This is a genomic window from Streptomyces scopuliridis, assembly GCF_042790125.1.
Taxonomy (GTDB): Bacteria; Actinomycetota; Actinomycetes; order Streptomycetales; family Streptomycetaceae; genus Streptomyces; species Streptomyces scopuliridis_A.
On record NZ_JBHTZS010000046.1, the window covers coordinates 14177 to 31452 of the forward strand.

General features: G+C 69.6%; 14 protein-coding genes. 5 read left to right on the top strand and 9 right to left on the bottom strand.

Going from position 1 to position 17276, the window contains the following annotated elements:
- Positions 1-14: 14 nt before the first annotated feature.
- From ACFRKB_RS36640 to ACFRKB_RS36665, 6 genes are all read right to left on the bottom strand, one after another.
- Positions 15-1148, bottom strand: a complete 1134-nt coding sequence (locus ACFRKB_RS36640) for a cytochrome P450 (protein WP_383110936.1) — start codon at positions 1146-1148, stop codon at positions 15-17.
- 221 nt (positions 1149-1369) lie between these two features.
- Positions 1370-2737 (bottom strand): cytochrome P450, encoded by a 1368-nt coding sequence (locus ACFRKB_RS36645; protein WP_383110937.1) that lies wholly within the window; start codon positions 2735-2737, stop codon positions 1370-1372.
- A gap of 9 nt (positions 2738-2746) precedes the next feature.
- Positions 2747-3337: a GTP-binding protein gene (locus ACFRKB_RS36650; protein ID WP_365972981.1), complete on the bottom strand. Its 591-nt coding sequence runs from the start codon at positions 3335-3337 to the stop codon at positions 2747-2749.
- Positions 3312-3692, bottom strand: a complete 381-nt coding sequence (locus ACFRKB_RS36655; protein WP_383110938.1) for a DUF742 domain-containing protein — start codon at positions 3690-3692, stop codon at positions 3312-3314. Before ACFRKB_RS36655 ends, ACFRKB_RS36650 begins: the two co-directional genes overlap by 26 nt.
- Positions 3689-4099 (bottom strand): roadblock/LC7 domain-containing protein, encoded by a 411-nt coding sequence (locus ACFRKB_RS36660; RefSeq protein ID WP_365972983.1) that lies wholly within the window; start codon positions 4097-4099, stop codon positions 3689-3691. The genes ACFRKB_RS36655 and ACFRKB_RS36660 overlap by 4 nt, the downstream gene beginning before the upstream one ends.
- Positions 4096-5244, bottom strand: a complete 1149-nt coding sequence (locus ACFRKB_RS36665) for an ATP-binding protein (RefSeq protein WP_383110939.1) — start codon at positions 5242-5244, stop codon at positions 4096-4098. Before ACFRKB_RS36665 ends, ACFRKB_RS36660 begins: the two co-directional genes overlap by 4 nt.
- 563 nt (positions 5245-5807) lie before the next feature.
- On the opposite strand from ACFRKB_RS36665, the gene ACFRKB_RS36670 reads away from it, so the two are divergent.
- Together ACFRKB_RS36670 and ACFRKB_RS36675 are read left to right on the top strand one after the other, a co-directional pair.
- Positions 5808-7604 (top strand): ABC transporter transmembrane domain-containing protein, encoded by a 1797-nt coding sequence (locus ACFRKB_RS36670; RefSeq protein ID WP_383110940.1) that lies wholly within the window; start codon positions 5808-5810, stop codon positions 7602-7604.
- Positions 7601-9502, top strand: a complete 1902-nt coding sequence (locus ACFRKB_RS36675) for an ABC transporter ATP-binding protein (RefSeq protein ID WP_383110941.1) — start codon at positions 7601-7603, stop codon at positions 9500-9502. Before ACFRKB_RS36670 ends, ACFRKB_RS36675 begins: the two co-directional genes overlap by 4 nt.
- A 54-nt stretch (positions 9503-9556) precedes the next feature.
- On the opposite strand, the gene ACFRKB_RS36680 is transcribed toward ACFRKB_RS36675, so the two are convergent.
- The 3 genes from ACFRKB_RS36680 to ACFRKB_RS36690 form a co-directional block, all read right to left on the bottom strand.
- Entirely contained in the window at positions 9557-9859 is a 303-nt protein-coding gene (locus ACFRKB_RS36680) for a hypothetical protein (RefSeq protein ID WP_383110942.1), read from the bottom strand.
- A gap of 140 nt (positions 9860-9999) precedes the next feature.
- Complete coding sequence (locus ACFRKB_RS36685) at positions 10000-10788, bottom strand: hypothetical protein (protein ID WP_383110943.1); 789 nt, start codon at positions 10786-10788, stop codon at positions 10000-10002.
- A gap of 351 nt (positions 10789-11139) precedes the next feature.
- The gene (locus tag ACFRKB_RS36690; RefSeq protein ID WP_383110944.1) at positions 11140-12996 is read right to left on the bottom strand and encodes a PucR family transcriptional regulator; all 1857 of its coding nucleotides are present in this window, start codon (positions 12994-12996) and stop codon (positions 11140-11142) included.
- A gap of 271 nt (positions 12997-13267) precedes the next feature.
- Here ACFRKB_RS36690 and ACFRKB_RS36695 point away from each other — a divergent pair, with 271 nt between their 5' ends.
- From ACFRKB_RS36695 to pucD, 3 genes are read left to right on the top strand one after another with little or no spacing between them, the layout of a single operon-like run.
- Positions 13268-14170 (top strand): FAD binding domain-containing protein, encoded by a 903-nt coding sequence (locus tag ACFRKB_RS36695; RefSeq protein ID WP_383110945.1) that lies wholly within the window; start codon positions 13268-13270, stop codon positions 14168-14170.
- A gap of 2 nt (positions 14171-14172) precedes the next feature.
- A complete protein-coding gene (locus ACFRKB_RS36700; protein ID WP_383110946.1) occupies positions 14173-14766 on the top strand; it encodes a (2Fe-2S)-binding protein in 594 nt (197 codons plus the stop codon).
- A 2-nt stretch (positions 14767-14768) separates the two neighbouring features.
- On the top strand, positions 14769-17186 hold the full coding sequence (gene pucD / locus ACFRKB_RS36705) for a xanthine dehydrogenase subunit D (protein ID WP_383110947.1): 2418 nt from the start codon (positions 14769-14771) through the stop codon (positions 17184-17186).
- The last annotated feature ends 90 nt before the right edge of the window (positions 17187-17276 follow it).

The window sequence follows — 17276 nt, forward strand, 5'->3', positions numbered from 1 at the left end:
GCCCTGACAGCAGGTCAGGCCCTGGTCACCGGGAGTTCCGTAATCCGCCGGAAGCCCACGCGGGGTGCCCAGACGGGATCCCCGTCGAGACGGAGATCGGGCAGCCGCCTCAGCAGGGACGCGAGCAGGGTCGTCGCCTCCAGCCGGGCCAGCGGCGCGCCGATGCAGTAGTGGATCCCGCCGCTGAAGCTGAGGTGCGCGGCCTTGCGCCGTACGTCGAAGAGCTCCGGCTCGGTGTGCTGCTCCGGGTCGTGGTTGGCGACGCCGACCATGAGATGCACCATCTGGTCACGCTGGACATACGCGCCGCCCAGGGTGGTGTCCTCGCCGGCGACCCTGCTGACCACATGGTTCGGCGAGTCGTAGCGGAGCACCTCCTCGACGGCGCCCGGTATGTGCTCGGGATGCGTGCGCAGCCAGCTCAGCTGGCGCGGGTGCTTCAGCAGGAGCCACACCATGTGGGAGAGGAGCGTCGCCGTCGTCTCCGGCGCGGCCAGGAGGAAGAGGAACGAGAGGAAGTAGACGGCCTCGTCGGCCGTCTCCCGGTCGGCTTCGAGAGCGTCCCAGGTCCGCAGCCACTCCGAGACCGGATCGTCGCCCGGCGCGCGGCGGCGTTCGCGTACCAGGGCCGTGAAATATTCGCGCAATTCAGCGGTGGCGGCGTCCGACAGCGCGAGCTGACTCGGCGTCGGCAGCAATTCCTGCGAGAACACCTGATCGCGGGTGAGTGAACGGAGCCGGTGGTAATCGGACGGCGGCAGGCCGAGCCATTCGCCGATCGTCATGATGGGCAATTCATCGCTGACCAGCGAACTGAAATCGGCCCGACCGCTCCGCAATTTCTCGGTGAGCCGGTCGAGCAATTGTTCCGTGGCCTTCTCGACCGAACCCTTGGAATTCGCCAGAGACTTACGGTCGAAGGTGTTCCCGACCGACCGCCGCACCCGCGTGTGGTGCGGCGGATTCAGTGCGGGCAGAGTCTTTCCCATTTCCCGCGAAGAGGAGGCGTTCCAGCGGGTTGCCGCGCCCTGCCTGGCGCGCCACTCGCTGTCGGGAACCTGCCAGGTCTTGTTCCGTAGTACCTGGTCACAGAGGTTGTAGGAGGTCACCAGATGCCCGCCCCAGGGAGCGGGGATGATATCTCCCATCGCTCTGAGTTCTGCGTAGAGCGGCAATGGATTTGACTGGCCACTGGATGTGCGCAGACGGGAAAATATCGAGACTACGGCGCGTCGATCTACGGACGAGGTAGTCAGGGAGGGCTCCACGGCGACTCCTTTTCAGGGGATCACGTAAGATTCGCCCACCCTGTCTACCCCTGCGGTTGAACGTTCATGCGAAGGTAAATGACCCCGCTTTGTTGCGGATCTCACACCTTCCACCAGGCGAGGAATCCGCTCCAGAAGCTACCCTTCTGCTGCTTCCCCCGGTGCTGCGCGGGGGCGTGTGCGGCGGGACGCGCGTTGTTCGCCGGATACGGGACGGATTCCGACTTCTCTTTCCGTACCGGGGTGAAACGGGCCGGAAGCGCGCTCAGCGCCCGGTGGAACGGACCGGGCCGGGAGAGCAGCGTCTCCGCCGGCACCGCGAGCTCGATGTCCGGCAGGCCGTTGAGCAGCTTCTCGATGGCCAGTACGGAGATGAGCAGCGCCGGGTCCTTCGCCGGGCAGGCGTGCGGGCCGGCGCCCCAGGCCAGATGCGCCCGCTTGCTGAGCGTCTGACGGCTCACGGACAGGCTCGGGTCGGTGTTGGCGGCGGCGAAGCTGATGAGTACGGGGTCACCGGCGTCCAGCTTGCTGCCGTTGAGATCGACGTCGTACAGCGGGTAGTGCGCCGCGTAGTTGGCGATGGGGGTGCTGTTCCACAGCACGTCGTTGATGGCGTCCTCGACCAGCAGGCCGGACGAGTGCGGTCCGTCGGCGTACTTGTCGTCGGAGAGCAGCACCCGCAGCGAGTTGGCGATGAGATTCGACAGCGGCTCCGTGCCCGCCCCGATGAGGAGCAGGAGCTGATGGATCATCTCCTCGTCGGTGAGCCGGACCGGATGCTGCATCAGCCAGGACGTGACGTCCTCGCCGGGCTGGGCCCGCTTGAGCGCGACCAGTTCGTTCAGCGACTCGAACAGGACCTCGTTCGCCTTCTCCGCGTCGATGCCGTCGAAGATGCCGGAGAACCCGAAGACCAGCCGGTCACCGATCTCGGCCGGGCAGCCGAAGAGGTCGTTGAACACCAGCAGCGGCAGCACCTGCGCGTAGTCGCCGATCAGATCGGCCTTGCCGCGGCCGCTGAACTGACTGATGAGATACGCCGCGACGCGCTCGACATGCCGGGTCACCCGGTGCGTGTCGATCCTGGCCAGACTCTCCGTCACGGCCAGACGGAGCCTCAAGTGCTCGGCGCCGTCGGTGAACATCGGGTTCGGCCGGTACATCATCATGGGCAGCACGGGGCTGTCGAGGGGCACCCGGCCCTCGTTCAGCGCGCGCCAGCGGCGCGAGTCCCGGGCGAACGCCTCGGGGTTCTGCAGCACATGGAGCGCCGCCGCGTAGTCCGTGACGAGCGAGGCCTCCACACCGGGGGCCAACTCCACCGGCGCGGCGGGGCCGTACTGCCGCATGTGCTCGTAGAAGGCGTCCGGGTCGGCAGCGAATTCGGGACCGTGCAGAGGCACGCGCAAACCGCTGTTGTGCGCCGGGCAGCCAGGTGGCGGGGCCTGGAATTCCGAATGAGATTGCATGCCGAGCTCCTAGCGAAGGCGTGACTGGAGGTAACGGACGAGGACGATGAGCGCGTTCGCTGATGACCGCTGGTCCCGCGCGTCACAGTTGACGAGGGGCGTCTCGGGGAGCAGGTCGAGTGCCTCCCGGATTTCCTCGTCCTCATGGGTCGATGTGGGGTCGAATCGATTTACCGCTATGGTGTAGGGAATTCCGTAGTGTTCGACGAGGTCCATCACGGGGAAGGACTCTTCGAGGCGCTCGGGATCCACCAGCACCAAGGCCCCGAGGGCGCCTCGGGACATGTCTTCCCACACCTGGACGAAGCGCTGCTGTCCGGGTGTGCCGAAGAGGTAGAGGACCAGCCTGTCGCTGAGTGTGAGGCGGCCGAAGTCCATGGCCACCGTCGTCGTGGTCTTGCCGGTCGTGCCCTTGAGGTCGTCGATTCCCTCGCCGGCCTGCGTCATCAGTTCTTCGGTACGCAGCGGCGGGATCTCGGACATGGTCCCGATGAATGTCGTCTTGCCCACGGCGAAATGCCCGACCACCAGGATCTTCGCAGCGGTCTGCACTGATTCGCGCAGATAGACACCGTCATCCAAAGCGGGCTTGAAGGCCATTCAGCACCTCCTCAAGTATTTGCCGGTCGACGAGTTTCGCGGCAGGTATGGGGGCGCGTGTGAAGAGATACCCCTCCTCCGTGAGGTCGGACAGCAGGATTTTGACGACACCCACGGGAAGATGAGAGTGTCCGACTATTTCGGCGACCGAGAGATAGCCTCCCGAACACAGCTCCAGCAGACGGCGCTTCTCAGGATCGAGAGTCCCCGTTCTGGGTATGTCCTCGGCCGCCGTGACCAGAGTGATCAAGGAGAACTCGTGGTCACCGAGCAGGTTGCGGCCGTTGGTGATGACATACGGTCGCACTAATTGCGGGGCTACTGGTTCCTGATCCGGCTCATCTGATGTGGTCATGCCTTGGTATCAGCAATCTCGCGAGGGGGACTGGTCAGGGATTTGCCGAGCTGGCCGACGAGCTGCTGCATACGGAAGGTGATCTCGGCCATGTCGACCTCGGGCGACGCGGAAACGGCGAGATAGGCGCCCTCGCCGGCGGAGATGAGAAAGACCCAGCCGTGGTCGAACTCGACCAGCGTCTGACGCCACTGCGGCCGATTGCTCGGCGGCCCGCCGCAGAAGTCGGCGACCGTACGGCTCAGCGACTGCATACCGCTCATCGCCGCGGCGACGGTGTCGGCGTGATCCTTGCCGACATCTTTCGAGCGGGCCATGAGCAGGCCATCGGCCGAGACAAGGATCGCGTGCCGTGCTTCGGGCACTTCAAGGGCACTGTCAAGCATCCATGACAGGTCGTAATTCACTGAGTCTCATGCCCTTCGCTGCTTGCGTTGGTGGAACGGCGGCCCGACTGCGTACCCCGCTGGAACGCGCCCATGACGGAAGCGGCTTGTTCGCTGGAGCGAGCCGGGGCTTCCGAAGCGTCGGACGTCGGCACGATGGATATCGCGCCTCTCCGGCGGCGTTTCGGGAGCCCGCCGAATGTGGTCGGGGGAGCCACCGGATTCTCCTCGGGCGGCATCGGGGAGGACGCGGCCACAGCGGGGAACTCCTTCGGCTCGGGCTTGGGCTCGGGCGCCGGCTCTGGCATGGCGGTGAGGAGCTCGTCGGGGAGCAGCACCACCGCGCGCACACCGCCGTAGGGCGACGTGGAATCCACGGACACGGTGAAGCCGTAGCGAGCGGCGAGCACGCCGATCACGGTGAAGCCGAACTGCGGCGGATTGCCGAGACCGGAGACGCCGGGGGAGCGTTCGCTCGACAGGAGCTTGGCCGCCCTGGCCTTCTCTTCCTCGTTCATGCCGACACCGGCGTCATCGACGATGATGCAGACGCCCTTGGGCACGGGCCGGATGTTGATCTCGATCACTGTTTCCGGCGCCGAGTAACTGGTGGCGTTGTCCAGCAGTTCGGCGAGAGTGAGCGCGACCGGCTCGACGGCCCGGCTGACAATGGCGAAATTACTCTGGGCCCGGATCTCGACCCGGGTGAAGTGGCGGATACGGCCCTTCGCGCTGCGGACCACGTCGTACAGCGAGGCCGCGTCGCGCTGCCGGCCGAGCCAGCCGTCGCAGAGCACGGCGATGGACTGCGCACGCCGGGCGAACTGCGAATTCATGTGGTCGATGTCCAGGAGGTCCTGGAGAATCTGGAGTTCGCCGTACTTGTCCTGAAGTTTGGTGATGGCCAGCTGCTGTTCACTGGCGAGACCCTGGAGTGTCCGCATGGCGGACTTCAGCGCGGTCTTGGTGGCTTCTTCCGCCCTGTCCTTGGCCTCTTCCACGGCCTCCGCGTAATGGTCCTCAAGGGTGGCGTAATGAGCCTTGAGCTCCTGCTTCTCCTTCCGTAGCTCGGCGATCGATTTTCTTCCGCGAATGATCGCGGTCGCGGCTACAGGAGTACCAGCGATCAGACCCCAAAGCGCTGGATCCTGGAAGTATTGCGTCATAAGACTCTCTACGTTCGAGTGATCTCGCGTTCACAGACATATCGCGGTCACTGATTACGGGGATGGGTCGGCGCATACTAGCCTGCCGGACTGCCTTGAAGGCCCGGCTGATGGCATAGTTCTCCCCCGGGGTGGCGGAATTCTGGGCCGATGCGCTGACTTTTCCTTTATGCCATAGCGGGTTTGGCACCGCTTGGCAAGCTTGGCGATCTTATCACCACGCGATGGGGTGACGTCCATGTCGTTCTGTTCTGTTTTTGGCATCTGACGGAAATTCAGCAAGGCTCCCCTTTTGGGGTTGTTGGTGATCCTTCCCCGTCCATCGGGAGACGCTACGGGCCGGAATTATTGCCCGGATTGCGGGTGATGTGTTCCTTTTGCTCTTCCGGTCGGGGTGTACCGGAGGCGTCAACCCGGCGCATTCGTGGTGAGCCGGTGGTGAGGTCGTGCGGAGGCCGTAACGGTACGCGCGGCGGCGGGCGTTCGCGACGCCCGGCCCTGGGTCCCGGACTCCGGGAGACGCGCTTCGGAGGCGCTCCTGCCGCTCGTCTAGGGTGCGAAGGATGGGGGACTCGTACGTAGATCCAGGCATTCCGGACCGGCGCGGCGCCGCGCGGTACCTGTGGTGGCTCGTGACAAGCCAGCGGGGGCGGGTGGCCGCCGGGGCGACCTGGGGCAGCATCTGGATGATCGGGCTGACCCTGCCGCCGTATCTGCTCTCGCGCGCGATCGACGACGGCCTGGAACCGGGGAACGGGGCGGCGTTCCTCGGCTGGGTCGGGGCGCTGTTCGGGGTCGGGGTGGCGAACGCCTGGGTCGGCATGATGCGGCACCGGACGATGACCAGGATCCGGCACGACGCCGCCTTCCGTACGGTGCGGGTCGTGGTCCGCCAGGCGACCCGGCTGGGCGCCGCACTGCCCCGCCGCGTGACGGCGGGAGAGATCGTCACGATCGGCATGGCCGATGTCCGGGCCATGAGCAGCACGCTGACGATCACCGGCCCCGGGGTCGGCGCGGTGGTCGCGTATCTCGTCGTGGCCGCGCTCCTGTTGTCCGTCTCCGCGCTCCTCGCCGCCGTCGTGCTGCTGGGTGTGCCACTGCTCGCGGTGCTGGTCGGCCCGCTGCTCGGCCGGTTGCAGCGGGTGGAGACGACGTACCGGGAGCGGCAGGGCGCCCTCGCCGCGCGCTTCGTCGACATCGTCGGCGGGCTGCGCGTGCTGAGCGGGCTCGGCGGCAAGGACGTGTACGCCGGGCGCTACCGGCGCGACTCGGCGCGGCTCAGGGAAGAGGGGTACCGGGTCGGAGCCGTCACCAGCTGGATCGACGCCCTCGGCCTGGGACTCCCGGCGCTGTTCCTGGCCGCCGTGACCTGGCTCGCCGCCCGGATGGCCGCGCGAGGGGACATCACCGTGGGTGAGCTGGTGGCCGTGTACGGGTATGTCGCGGTCCTCGTCGTGCCCGTGGCGTTCTTCATCGAGGGCGGGTACGACCTGAGCCGCGGCCTGGTCTGCGCGCGCCGGGTCATCCGCTTCCTGGATCTGGAACCCGAATTCGTGGACGCGGAACAGCAGAAGGAACCGGCTCTGGAGGACGGCCCCCCGTCCCCCGCCACGCTGAGCGATCCGGCCTCCGGGGTCTCCGTGGCGCCCGGCACACTGACCGCGCTCGTCTGCGCCCGGCCCTCGGAGGCCGCGCGGGTGGCCGACCGGCTGGGCCGGTTCGTCCCCTCGGACGCGACATGGGGCGGCGTACGTCTCGACGCGATCGCGCTGCCCCGGATCCGCGAGCGCGTCCTCGTCGCGGACAACGAGGCCGACCTCTTCGCCGGGACCCTGCGCGAGGCCGTCGAAGGCCGCCGCGACCGGGACGGGGAAGCCATCGCCGAGGCCGTACGGGCCGCCGTCGCGCAGGACATCGTGGCCGGCCGGCGGCACGGCCTCGACTCGCGGATCCTCGCGGGCGGCCGCGATCTCTCCGGCGGCCAGCGTCAGCGCGTACGGCTGATCCGGGCGCTGCTCGCCGATCCCGAGGTGCTGATCGCCGTCGACCCCACCTCGGCGGTCGACGCGCACACCGAGGCCGCGCTCGCCACCCGGCTGCGCACCGCCAGGGCCGGCCGCACCACCCTCGTCACCACCACCTCGCCGCTGATGCTGGAGCGCGCGGACACGGTGCACTATCTGGTGGACGGGCGCGTGGTCGCCACGGGCCCTCATCGGGAGCTGATCCGCGACCGGGCCGGCTACCGGGCCCTTGTCTCGCGCGGCGCGGAGGACGAACCCGGCGCTCAGGGACGCGGTGCGGACGGAAGCCGTACGAACGAGCCGGGTCCGTACGAGGAGGAGCCCGCCCGATGAGTACCGGCCGGAAATCCGCGCCTCCCGCCCACCAACTGCCCGTCGCCGAGCCCTCCCGCATCCGGCGCGCGGCGATCGGGCTGATCCGCCAGGACGGCCGCGCCTTCGCGGCCGCGATCATCCTCAACGCGCTGGCGGCGGCGGCCGGACTGGTCGGCCCCTGGCTGCTCGGCCGCATCATCAACACCGTACGGGCCGGTGGCGGGGTGGCTGACGTCGACCGGTACGCGCTCGTCATCCTGGTGTGCGCGCTGGCGCAGCTCCTGCTCGCGCGGTACGCACGCCTCATCGGCCATCGCTTCGGGGAGCGGACCTCCGCCCGTATCCGCGAACGGCTCGTCGGCAGGGCGCTCGCGCTGCCCGCCTCGACCGTCGAACGCGCCGGCACGGGGGATCTGACCACCCGCGGCACCACCGATGTCACCGCCGTGGGCACCGCCCTGCGCGACGCCGGACCCGATGTGTTCATCGCGGGGATACAGGTCCTGTTCATCCTCGGCGCGGTCTTCGTCCTCGACCCGCTGCTCGGCGCCTGCGGGCTGCTCGGACTGCTCGGCATCCGGATCGCCACCCGCTGGTATCTGCGCCGCGCGCACGCCGGCTATCTGGCGGAGGGCGAGGCCAACTCCGCGCTGGCGGAGATCCTTTCGTCCACCGCCTCGGCCTCCCGTACCGTCGAGGCCTTCGGACTCCAGGAGCGCCGCGTCGCCGCCTCCGAGGAAGCGATCGAGGAGTGCCTGCGGACGCGCGAGCGGACGCTGTTCCTGCGCAGTGTGCTCTTTCCGTCCGTGGACATCGGGTACGTGGTGCCCGTCGTGGCGGTCCTGCTGGTCGGCGGCGCGCTGACCGGCAACGGCATGGTGAGTCTCGGCACGGTGGTCGCCTGCGCGCTGTATCTGCGGCAGTTGGACCAGCCGCTGGACACGATCCTTCAGTGGGTGGAGCAACTCCAGAGCAGCGGGGCCTCCTTCGCCAGGATCGAGGGCCTGGCCGGCACCGACACCGACGCGGACACCTACGCCGACACCGACGTGGACACCTACGCCGACGCCGACGTGGACACCTACGCCGACTCGGACGCCCCGCCGGCACGCCGGCCGGCCGGACCTGCCCCGGAGAGCGACCTGATCGAGATCACCGGGGTGCGGTTCGCGTACGACGGCGGTCGCGATGTCCTGCGCGGAGTCGATCTGACCGTACGGCCCGGCGAACGCCTCGCCGTCGTCGGCCGCTCCGGTGCCGGCAAGTCCACCCTGGGGCGCCTGCTCGCGGGCATCGACCGCCCGCGCAGCGGTTCGGTGACGGTCGGCGGCGTACCGATCGCCGCACTCGACCCCGGCGAACTACGCCGTCAGGTGGTGCTGGTGACCCAGGAACACCATGTCTTCATCGACAGTGTGCGCGACAACCTGCTGATCGCCGCGCCCGACGCCACGGACGAGCGGATACGCGCGGCGCTCCACGCCGTCGGCGCGGACTGGGTCGACGACCTTCCGGACGGCCTGGACACGGAACTGGGCGCCGGCATGCCCGGTACCCCGGGGGACGTCTCCGGCGAGATCGCCATCGACGGCGCGCGGTCGCAGCAACTCGCCCTGGCGAGAGTGGTGTTGGCCGACCCTCATACGGTCATCCTCGACGAGGCGACCGCACTCCTGGACCCGGCGACCGCCCGCCACGCGGAACGGGCGCTGGCCGCCGTACTCGAAGGCCGTACCGTCATCGCCATCGCGCACCGGCTGCACACGGCGCGCGACGCGGACCGGGTGGCCGTGATGGACGACGGTCTGCTGACGGAACTCGGCACACACGAGGCGCTGGTGAGCGAGGGCGGCGCGTACGCCGGGCTGTGGCACTCATGGCACGGCGACGCCCCGACGGCACCGTCCGGTCCATGATGAACCGTCCGGTCCATGATGAACCGACCCGGGCGATCCCGGAGGTTCCGGCTCTCAGCGGCTGAACCTCACCGAAGCGAAGGAGAGGAACCCCTCCTCGCCGGGTTTGAGCCGGGTGGCGTTGCCTCCGCACCGCTTCTCGCTGTAGACGGTCGCGACACGGTCGGTGGAGTTCTGCGGGTCACGCGCGTTTCCGACGCTGTAGCACAGGCCGTCCGCGGGGTTTTCGAGGACGATCGGGCCGTACTCCGACGTATAGAAGAGAAGCCCCTCGGCCGCCTGGGCGCTGAGCGGGAAACCGGCCCAGAGAACGGCGGCGGCAGCGGCGGTGACGAGGGTCCTTCCGGGACTCTTCACGGGAACCTCTTTCTGTGGGGGGCGGAGGTGGAGCGGGGGCAGCCTCGCCACCTCGTTACGCGTCCATGCGCCCCATCACTCGTACGGCCGCCGCGGAAACGTCCCTCCCTCACCCGTTCGTGGGGCGGCCGATGGCCCGATCAGACCGCCGGGGCCGGTGACGCCGGAGGAGCGAGCTGGTCCGCGAGCCAGGTGGGGACGCCGCCCAGCAGTCTGAACAGGCGGCCGGCCTCCGCGCGGAGACGGGTCGCCTCCGGTTCCGGTTCCGCGTCCGCCAGGGCCGCGAGGGCCGGGGCCGTGCCCACCAGGTAGCCCAACTCCTCGCGGATACGCAAGGACTCGCCGAAACCGTGCCGCGCCTCCGCCAACTCCCCCTCCCGCAGGGCCAGTCCGGCCAGATGGCGCCAGGTGAAGGAGAGCAGGAGCGTCTCGCCGTGCGCCGTGGCGGCGGCGTGGGCGCGGCGGTACGCGGCGCGGGCCGACTGCGGGGAGTCCGAGAGGTGTTCGGCGACCAGACCGCGCCGGAAGTCGAGCAGGGCGCGCCCGGGAGCCGTCGGGTCCAGCAGGGCGGCCGCCCGTCCCAGCGCCGACCGTGCCTCGTCCGCCCGGTCGCGTACACCGAGCACGGTCGACGCGTACGCGAGATGACCGCGCTCGCACGCGGCGGCGCCCCGTTCGTGGTCCTCGCGCGCCGTGGCCTCCGCCGCGCGGAGCGCGTCCTCGGCCTCCGGCCAGCCGCCGCCCGTGAACAGACAGCGCTCGACGAGCAGCGCGGCCCGCTGGAGCGTCCGGGCGGGGACGGAGCTGTGCGGTGCGAGCAGGGCCGCTGCGTCGGTCCAACAGCCGCGCGAGCGCAGCCGCCATACCGCGGTCTGGAGAGGGTCGTCACCAGAGGTGGTTCCGGAACCAGACATGGCGGTATGCGCCACATTGCCCTCCCCGAGCGCGCCATTGTGCTGTTGAGTGTGGACGCATCTCAGCATGGATCGGCACGCCGGGCCAATAGGTCAGGTGAAAAATTTCACAATCTTGTGGCGGTCGGCGGTGGTGGTGAGCCGGGGGCGACAGGGGTGTCCGGGGCCGCCGGCCGGGGCGCGCGGGACCGCCGGAAGCGCTGTCACCTGCGGCGACCAGTACGGGAGTAGGCGCGGCGGCGCACCGGGAGATGTCCTCGCGGCTTGAGTGGATCTTCTCGTGACCGTTCCGGGTGATGGCGGTCAACCACCCGTCTCCCTGGCACCGGGTGACCCGCCGCCCCGGCGCCGTCGTGTCAGGCCGGCTCACCTCATCCGCAGCGCCAGGAAGAAGTCCAGCTTGTCCTCCAGACGCGCCAGATCACGCCCCGTCAACTGCTCGATCCTGCCCACCCGGTACCGCAGCGTGTTGACATGCAGATGCAGCCGCGCCGCACACCGTGTCCAGGAGCCGTCGCAGTCGAGAAACGCCTCCAGCGTGGGGATCAGCTCCGCGCGATGGCGCTGGTCGTAGTCGTGCAGCGGGTCCAGCAGGCGCGCGGTGAAGGCCCGCCGTACGTCGTCCGGGACGAACGGCAACAGCAGTACGTGCGAGGCCAGTTCATGGTGACCGGCCGCGCAGACCCGGCCGGGTCTGGCCGCCGCCACCCGACGGGCGTGGCGGGCCTCCTCCAGCGCGCCGCGCAGCCCCTCCGCCGAGTGCACCGGCGCGCTCACGCCCAGCGTCAGCCGCCCGTCGTCCGCGAGCCCCGCGGACAGCGGGTTCCGTACGGCGGCCAGCAGCGCGTCCGCGTGGATGCCGGGCGCCGCCGCGGGGACGTCCAGCGGCTTCTCCGCCCCGGCACCGCCGTCGGGGAGCCCACCCTCGCCCTCGCCCGCGTCCGGGACGGCTGCGGCCGAGGGATCCGCGGACACCGCGGGCAGGGGTACCAGCGCGATCGCCTCGTCGTCCGTGTACGCCACCGCGATCCGGTCGGAGGCGTCCGCTCCGGGCCCGGCTCCCGTGCCCGCCCCGGTCCACGCCGGGTCGACGAGGATCTCCTCCAGCAGCGACTGGGCCACCGGGCCGCCCTCGATCAGCGCCGCGCCGGGGCCGCCCGCGCCACCGCCCGTACCGTTGCCGCCGTTGGTTCCCGTGCCCGTGCCCGTGCCGGTGCCGTTCTGTGTCCACTCCACCCGGGCCACCACGACCTGCCAGTGCGGCGCCGTGCTCAGCCCCGGCAGCAGTACCGGAGCGGCCACCCGCAGCCGGGCGGCGATCTCGGCCGGGGCCGCCCCCGTCTGCACCAGCTCCAGGATTTCCTGGGCGAGCCGGCGCCGTACCGTACGGGCCGCGTCGCGCCGGTCGCGTTCCACCGCGATCAGCTGCGTCACCCCCTGGAGCAGATCCAGCCGGGCCTCGGGCCAGTCGCCGGCGTCCGCCTCGACCGCCAGCAGCCAGTCGGAGAGCACCGTCTCGCGCACATCCCGGAAGGCGGCCGGTGTGGTCCCGCGCCCCACATTGCGGATGGGAAAGAGGGAGTATGCCGTCCCGTCGACGGCCGTTCGGAAGGGGCTACGGCGGCCCGCGCGGATGGCCGCAAGATGCTCACCGGCCAGCGCGGCGGCCCTCGCCGGTGACAGCGGGGCACCGGGGCCCGCGATCCGCCGGCCGGTCGGGGAGAGCACCCAGGCCCGCAGATCGAGATCGGAGCCGAGGAGATCGAGAACGACATCGGGGCCGCCGCCCGCCGGGCCCGAGGTCATCAGCCTGCGGTGCCGGTCGACGACCGCCGCCAGATCCCCGGCGCGCTCGCCGGACACCTGGCGCACCACATACTCCGTGATCGTCGCGAACGCCACGTCCTCGTTCACCGCGAAGAGCGGCAGCCGGTGCCGCGCACACGCCGTCACCAGGTCTTCCGGAACGGCGCCCAGCTCCGCCTCGCCGGCGGCGAGCCCGGCGACCCCGGCGCCCACGAGGATGCGTACGAACGGTTCCGAGTCCTCGGGGGAGTGCCGCCAGGCGAGGCCGGTGAGGACCAGCTCACCGCCCGATAGATAGCGGCTCGGGTCCCGCAGGTCGGTGGTCATCACCCCGCGGACCGTCCGGTCCAGCTCCTCCTCGCCGCCGAGCAGTCGCAGGCCCAGCGCGTCGGTTTCCAGCAGTGCGCGCAGCCGCATCTCGTCGCCGCCGATCTCTGATGTCGCACCGTTGTCGCACCGTGCGTTTCGGTACGAAGACCTTTTGGTTACCGGGCCTTCGCCTTTCGTTCGAATCTACAAGACTCGGAAGGCGACCAGCCAATTCCTTCATGGTTTCGGTGACTGCACCAGGCGGAAGCGCTGCTTGTGTACTTGTGCCACCGGCCGTCCCCGGAGCTCAGCGATCACCGGCGATCACCACTGATCAACACGACAGTGATCAACAAGACGATCGAGAAGAGAGCCACATATGGACTTCCTTCGCCCTGCCAGCTGGGAGGACGCGCTCGCCGCCAAGGCCGAGCACCCCACGGCCGTGCCCATCGCGGGAGGCACGGACGTCATGGTCGAGATCAACTTTGATCACCGGCGGCCGGAGTACCTGCTCGATCTGAACCGTATCGGCGAGCTGCGCGACTGGGTGGTCGGCGAGGAGAACGTCGAGTTGGGCGCCTCCGTGCCGTACACACACATCATGGAGCACCTGCGGACGGAGCTGCCGGGCCTCGCGCTCGCCTCGCACACCGTCGCCTCGCCGCAGATCCGCAACCGCGGGGGTGTCGGGGGCAACCTCGGCACCGCCTCCCCGGCCGGGGACGCGCATCCGGCGCTGCTCGCCGCGGGCGCCGAGGTCGAGGTCGAATCGGTACGCGGCGCGCGCCGTATCCCGATCGACGCGTTCTACACCGGTGTGAAGCGCAACGCCCTCGCACCGGACGAGCTGATCAAGTCGGTGCACATCAAGAAGGCGGACGGACCGCAGCAGTACTCGAAGGTCGGCACCCGCAACGCGATGGTCATCGCGGTCTGCGCGTTCGGGCTGGCCCTGCACCCCGGGACCAGGACCGTACGGACCGGCATCGGCTCGGCGGCGCCCACCCCCGTACGCGCGCGGGACGCCGAAACGTTTCTGAACGCGGCACTCGACGAGGGCGGCTTCTGGGACAGCGGCAAGATCATCACGCCGTCGGTCGCCCAGCGGTTCGCGGACCTCGTCGCGGGCGCCTGCAACCCCATCGACGATGTGCGCGGCACCGCGCGGTACCGCCGTCACGCGGTCGGCATCATGGCCCGCCGCCAGCTCGGCTGGACCTGGGAGCAGTACCGCGCCGACGCCGGCGGCACCGGCCGGACCCTCGAAGGAGCTGCGTAACCATGCGCGTCAGTTTCACGGTCAACGGCCGCCGCCAGGAAGCCGACGATGTCTGGGAGGGCGAGAGCCTGCTCTACGTACTCCGTGAGCGGATGGGCCTTCCGGGCTCCAAGAACGCCTGTGAGCAGGGCGAATGCGGCTCCTGTACGGTACGGCTCGACGGCGTCCCGGTCTGTTCCTGCCTGGTGGCGGCCGGTCAGGCCGAGGGCCGCGAGGTCATCACCGTCGAGGGCCTGGCGGACTACGCCAAGCACCGCGACGAGGCTCATCCCGGCGACGGCTGCGCCTCGGGTTCGTGCGGTACGAGCCTTCAGCGCGCCCAGCGGTGGCGGGCCGGGGGAACGGACTCGGCGACCGGCGAGGCCGGTGAACTCTCCCCGGTCCAGCAGGCGTTCATCGACGCGGGCGCCGTACAGTGCGGCTTCTGCACCCCGGGCCTGCTGGTCGCGGCCGACGAGATGCTGGAGCACAACCCCTCCCCGAGCGACGCGGACATCCGTGAGGCGCTGTCGGGCAACCTCTGCCGCTGTACCGGCTACGAGAAGATCCTCGACGCGGTCCGCCTCGCGGCCGCCCGTCAGGGAGAGGCGGTCTGAGCATGGCCACGACTGGTTCACCCACCGGCCCCGGAACAACTCCCACCGGGGCCCCCACCAGGATCAGCCAGGGCTCGCAGACCAAGGGCGGCATAGGCGAGTCGACGCTCCGTCCCGACGGCATACTCAAGGTCACCGGCGAGTTCGCGTACTCCTCCGACATGTGGCACGAAGACATGTTGTGGGGTCATACGTTGCGCTCCACCGTGGCGCATGCCGAGATCAGGTCGATCGACACCGCCGAGGCGCTCGCGACGCCCGGCGTCTACGCCGTACTGACCTATGACGATCTCCCGACGGCCGTCAAGAACTACGGTCTGGAGATCCAGGACACCCCCGTCCTCGCCCATGGCAGGGTCCGGCACCACGGCGAGCCGGTCGCCCTTGTGGCCGCCGATCACCCCGAGACCGCCCGCCGCGCCGCCGCCAAGATACGGATCGACTACGCCGAACTGCCGGTCGTCACCGATGAGGCATCCGCGACCGCCCCCGGCGCCCCGCTGATCCACGAGAACCGCGACGATCACCACATCGGGCATGTCCCGCACCCGAACATCGTCCACCGTCAGCCGATCGTCCGAGGCGACGCCGACGCCGCCGCGGCTCGCGCCGATGTGATCGTCTCCGGCGACTATGTCTTCGGCATGCAGGACCAGGCGTTCCTCGGCCCCGAGTCCGGCCTCGCGGTGCCCGCCGAGGACGGCGGCGTCGATCTGTATGTCGCCACCCAGTGGCTCCACTCCGATCTGCGTCAGATCGCCCCCGTACTCGGTCTGCCCGAGGGCAAGGTCCGGATGACGCTCTCCGGCGTCGGCGGCGCCTTCGGCGGCCGGGAAGACCTCTCCATGCAGATCCACGCCTGTCTGCTGGCGCTGCGCACCGGCAAGCCGGTCAAAATCGTCTACAACCGGTTCGAGTCCTTCTTCGGCCATGTGCACCGGCACCCCGCGAAGCTCTGGTACGAACACGGCGCGACCCGCGACGGCAAGATCACCCACATGAGGTGCCGGATCGTGCTGGACGGCGGCGCGTACGCCTCCGCCTCCCCGGCCGTCGTCGGCAACGCCTCCTCCCTCTCCGTCGGCCCGTATGCCGTCGAGGACGTCGACATCGAGGCGATCGCGCTCTACACCAACAACCCGCCCTGCGGCGCGATGCGCGGCTTCGGCGCCGTCCAGGCGTGCTTCGCGTACGAGGCGCAGATGGACAGGCTGGCGGCGGCGCTGGGCATGGATCCGGTGGAGTTCCGGCAGCTCAACGCGATGGAGCAGGGCACGCTGCTGCCGACCGGACAGCGCGTCGACTCCCCGGCGCCCGTCGCCGAACTGCTCCGCCGGGTCAAGGCCAGACCGCTCCCGCCCGAGCGGCAGTGGCTCGTGGCCGGCGAGGCGGCCGACGTACGGGCGCTGCCCGGCGGGCTCTCCAACACCACCCACGGCGAAGGGGTCGTACGGGGTGTCGGCTACGCGGTCGGCATCAAGAACGTCGGCTTCTCCGAGGGCTTCGACGACTACTCCACCGCGCGAGTACGGCTCGAAGTGATCAACGGGATGCCGGTCGCCGTCGTCCACACGGCGATGGCGGAGGTCGGCCAGGGCGGCGTCACCGTACACGCCCAGATCGCCCGTACCGAACTCGGCGTCACGCAGGTCACCATCCAGCCCGCCGACACCCAGGTCGGCTCGGCGGGGTCCACGTCCGCCTCCCGCCAGACGTATGTCACGGGCGGGGCGGTGAAGCACGCCTGTGAGAACGTCCGGGAGAAGGTCCTGGAGATCGGCCGGCGCAAGTTCGGTACGTACCACCCGGCCTGGGCCACGGCCGAGCTGCTGCTCGAAGGCGGCAAGGTCGTCACCGACGGCGGCGAGGTCCTCGCCGATCTCGTGGACGTACTGGAGGACGAGGCGGTGGATCTGGAGCTGGAGTGGCGCCACCGTCCGACCCAGCCGTTCGATCTGCGCACGGGCCAGGGCAACGGCCATGTCCAGTACTCGTTCGCCGCGCACCGCGCGGTCGTCGAGGTGGACACCGAACTGGGGCTGGTCAAGGTCATCGAACTGGCCGTCGCCCAGGACGTCGGCAAGGCGCTCAACCCGCTCTCCGTCCTGGGCCAGATCCAGGGCGGCACCACTCAGGGCCTGGGCGTGGCGGTGATGGAGGAGATCATCGTCGACCCCAGGACCGCGAAGGTGCGCAACCCGTCCTTCACGGACTATCTGATCCCCACCATCCTCGATACGCCGACGATCCCCGTCGACGTACTCGAACTGGCCGATGAACACGCGCCGTACGGTCTGCGCGGCATCGGCGAGGCTCCGACCCTCTCGTCAACTCCCGCGGTCCTGGCGGCCATCAGGAACGCGACGGGTCTGGAGCTGAACAGGACGCCGGTACGTCCCGAGCATCTCACCGGCACCTGACATCCATCTGACACCCCGTCAATTCACTTCGGACACCGTTCCAGCAGGAGCGGTCCCCGGGCGGCGCCGCTCGCGCCGTCCGGGACCGCG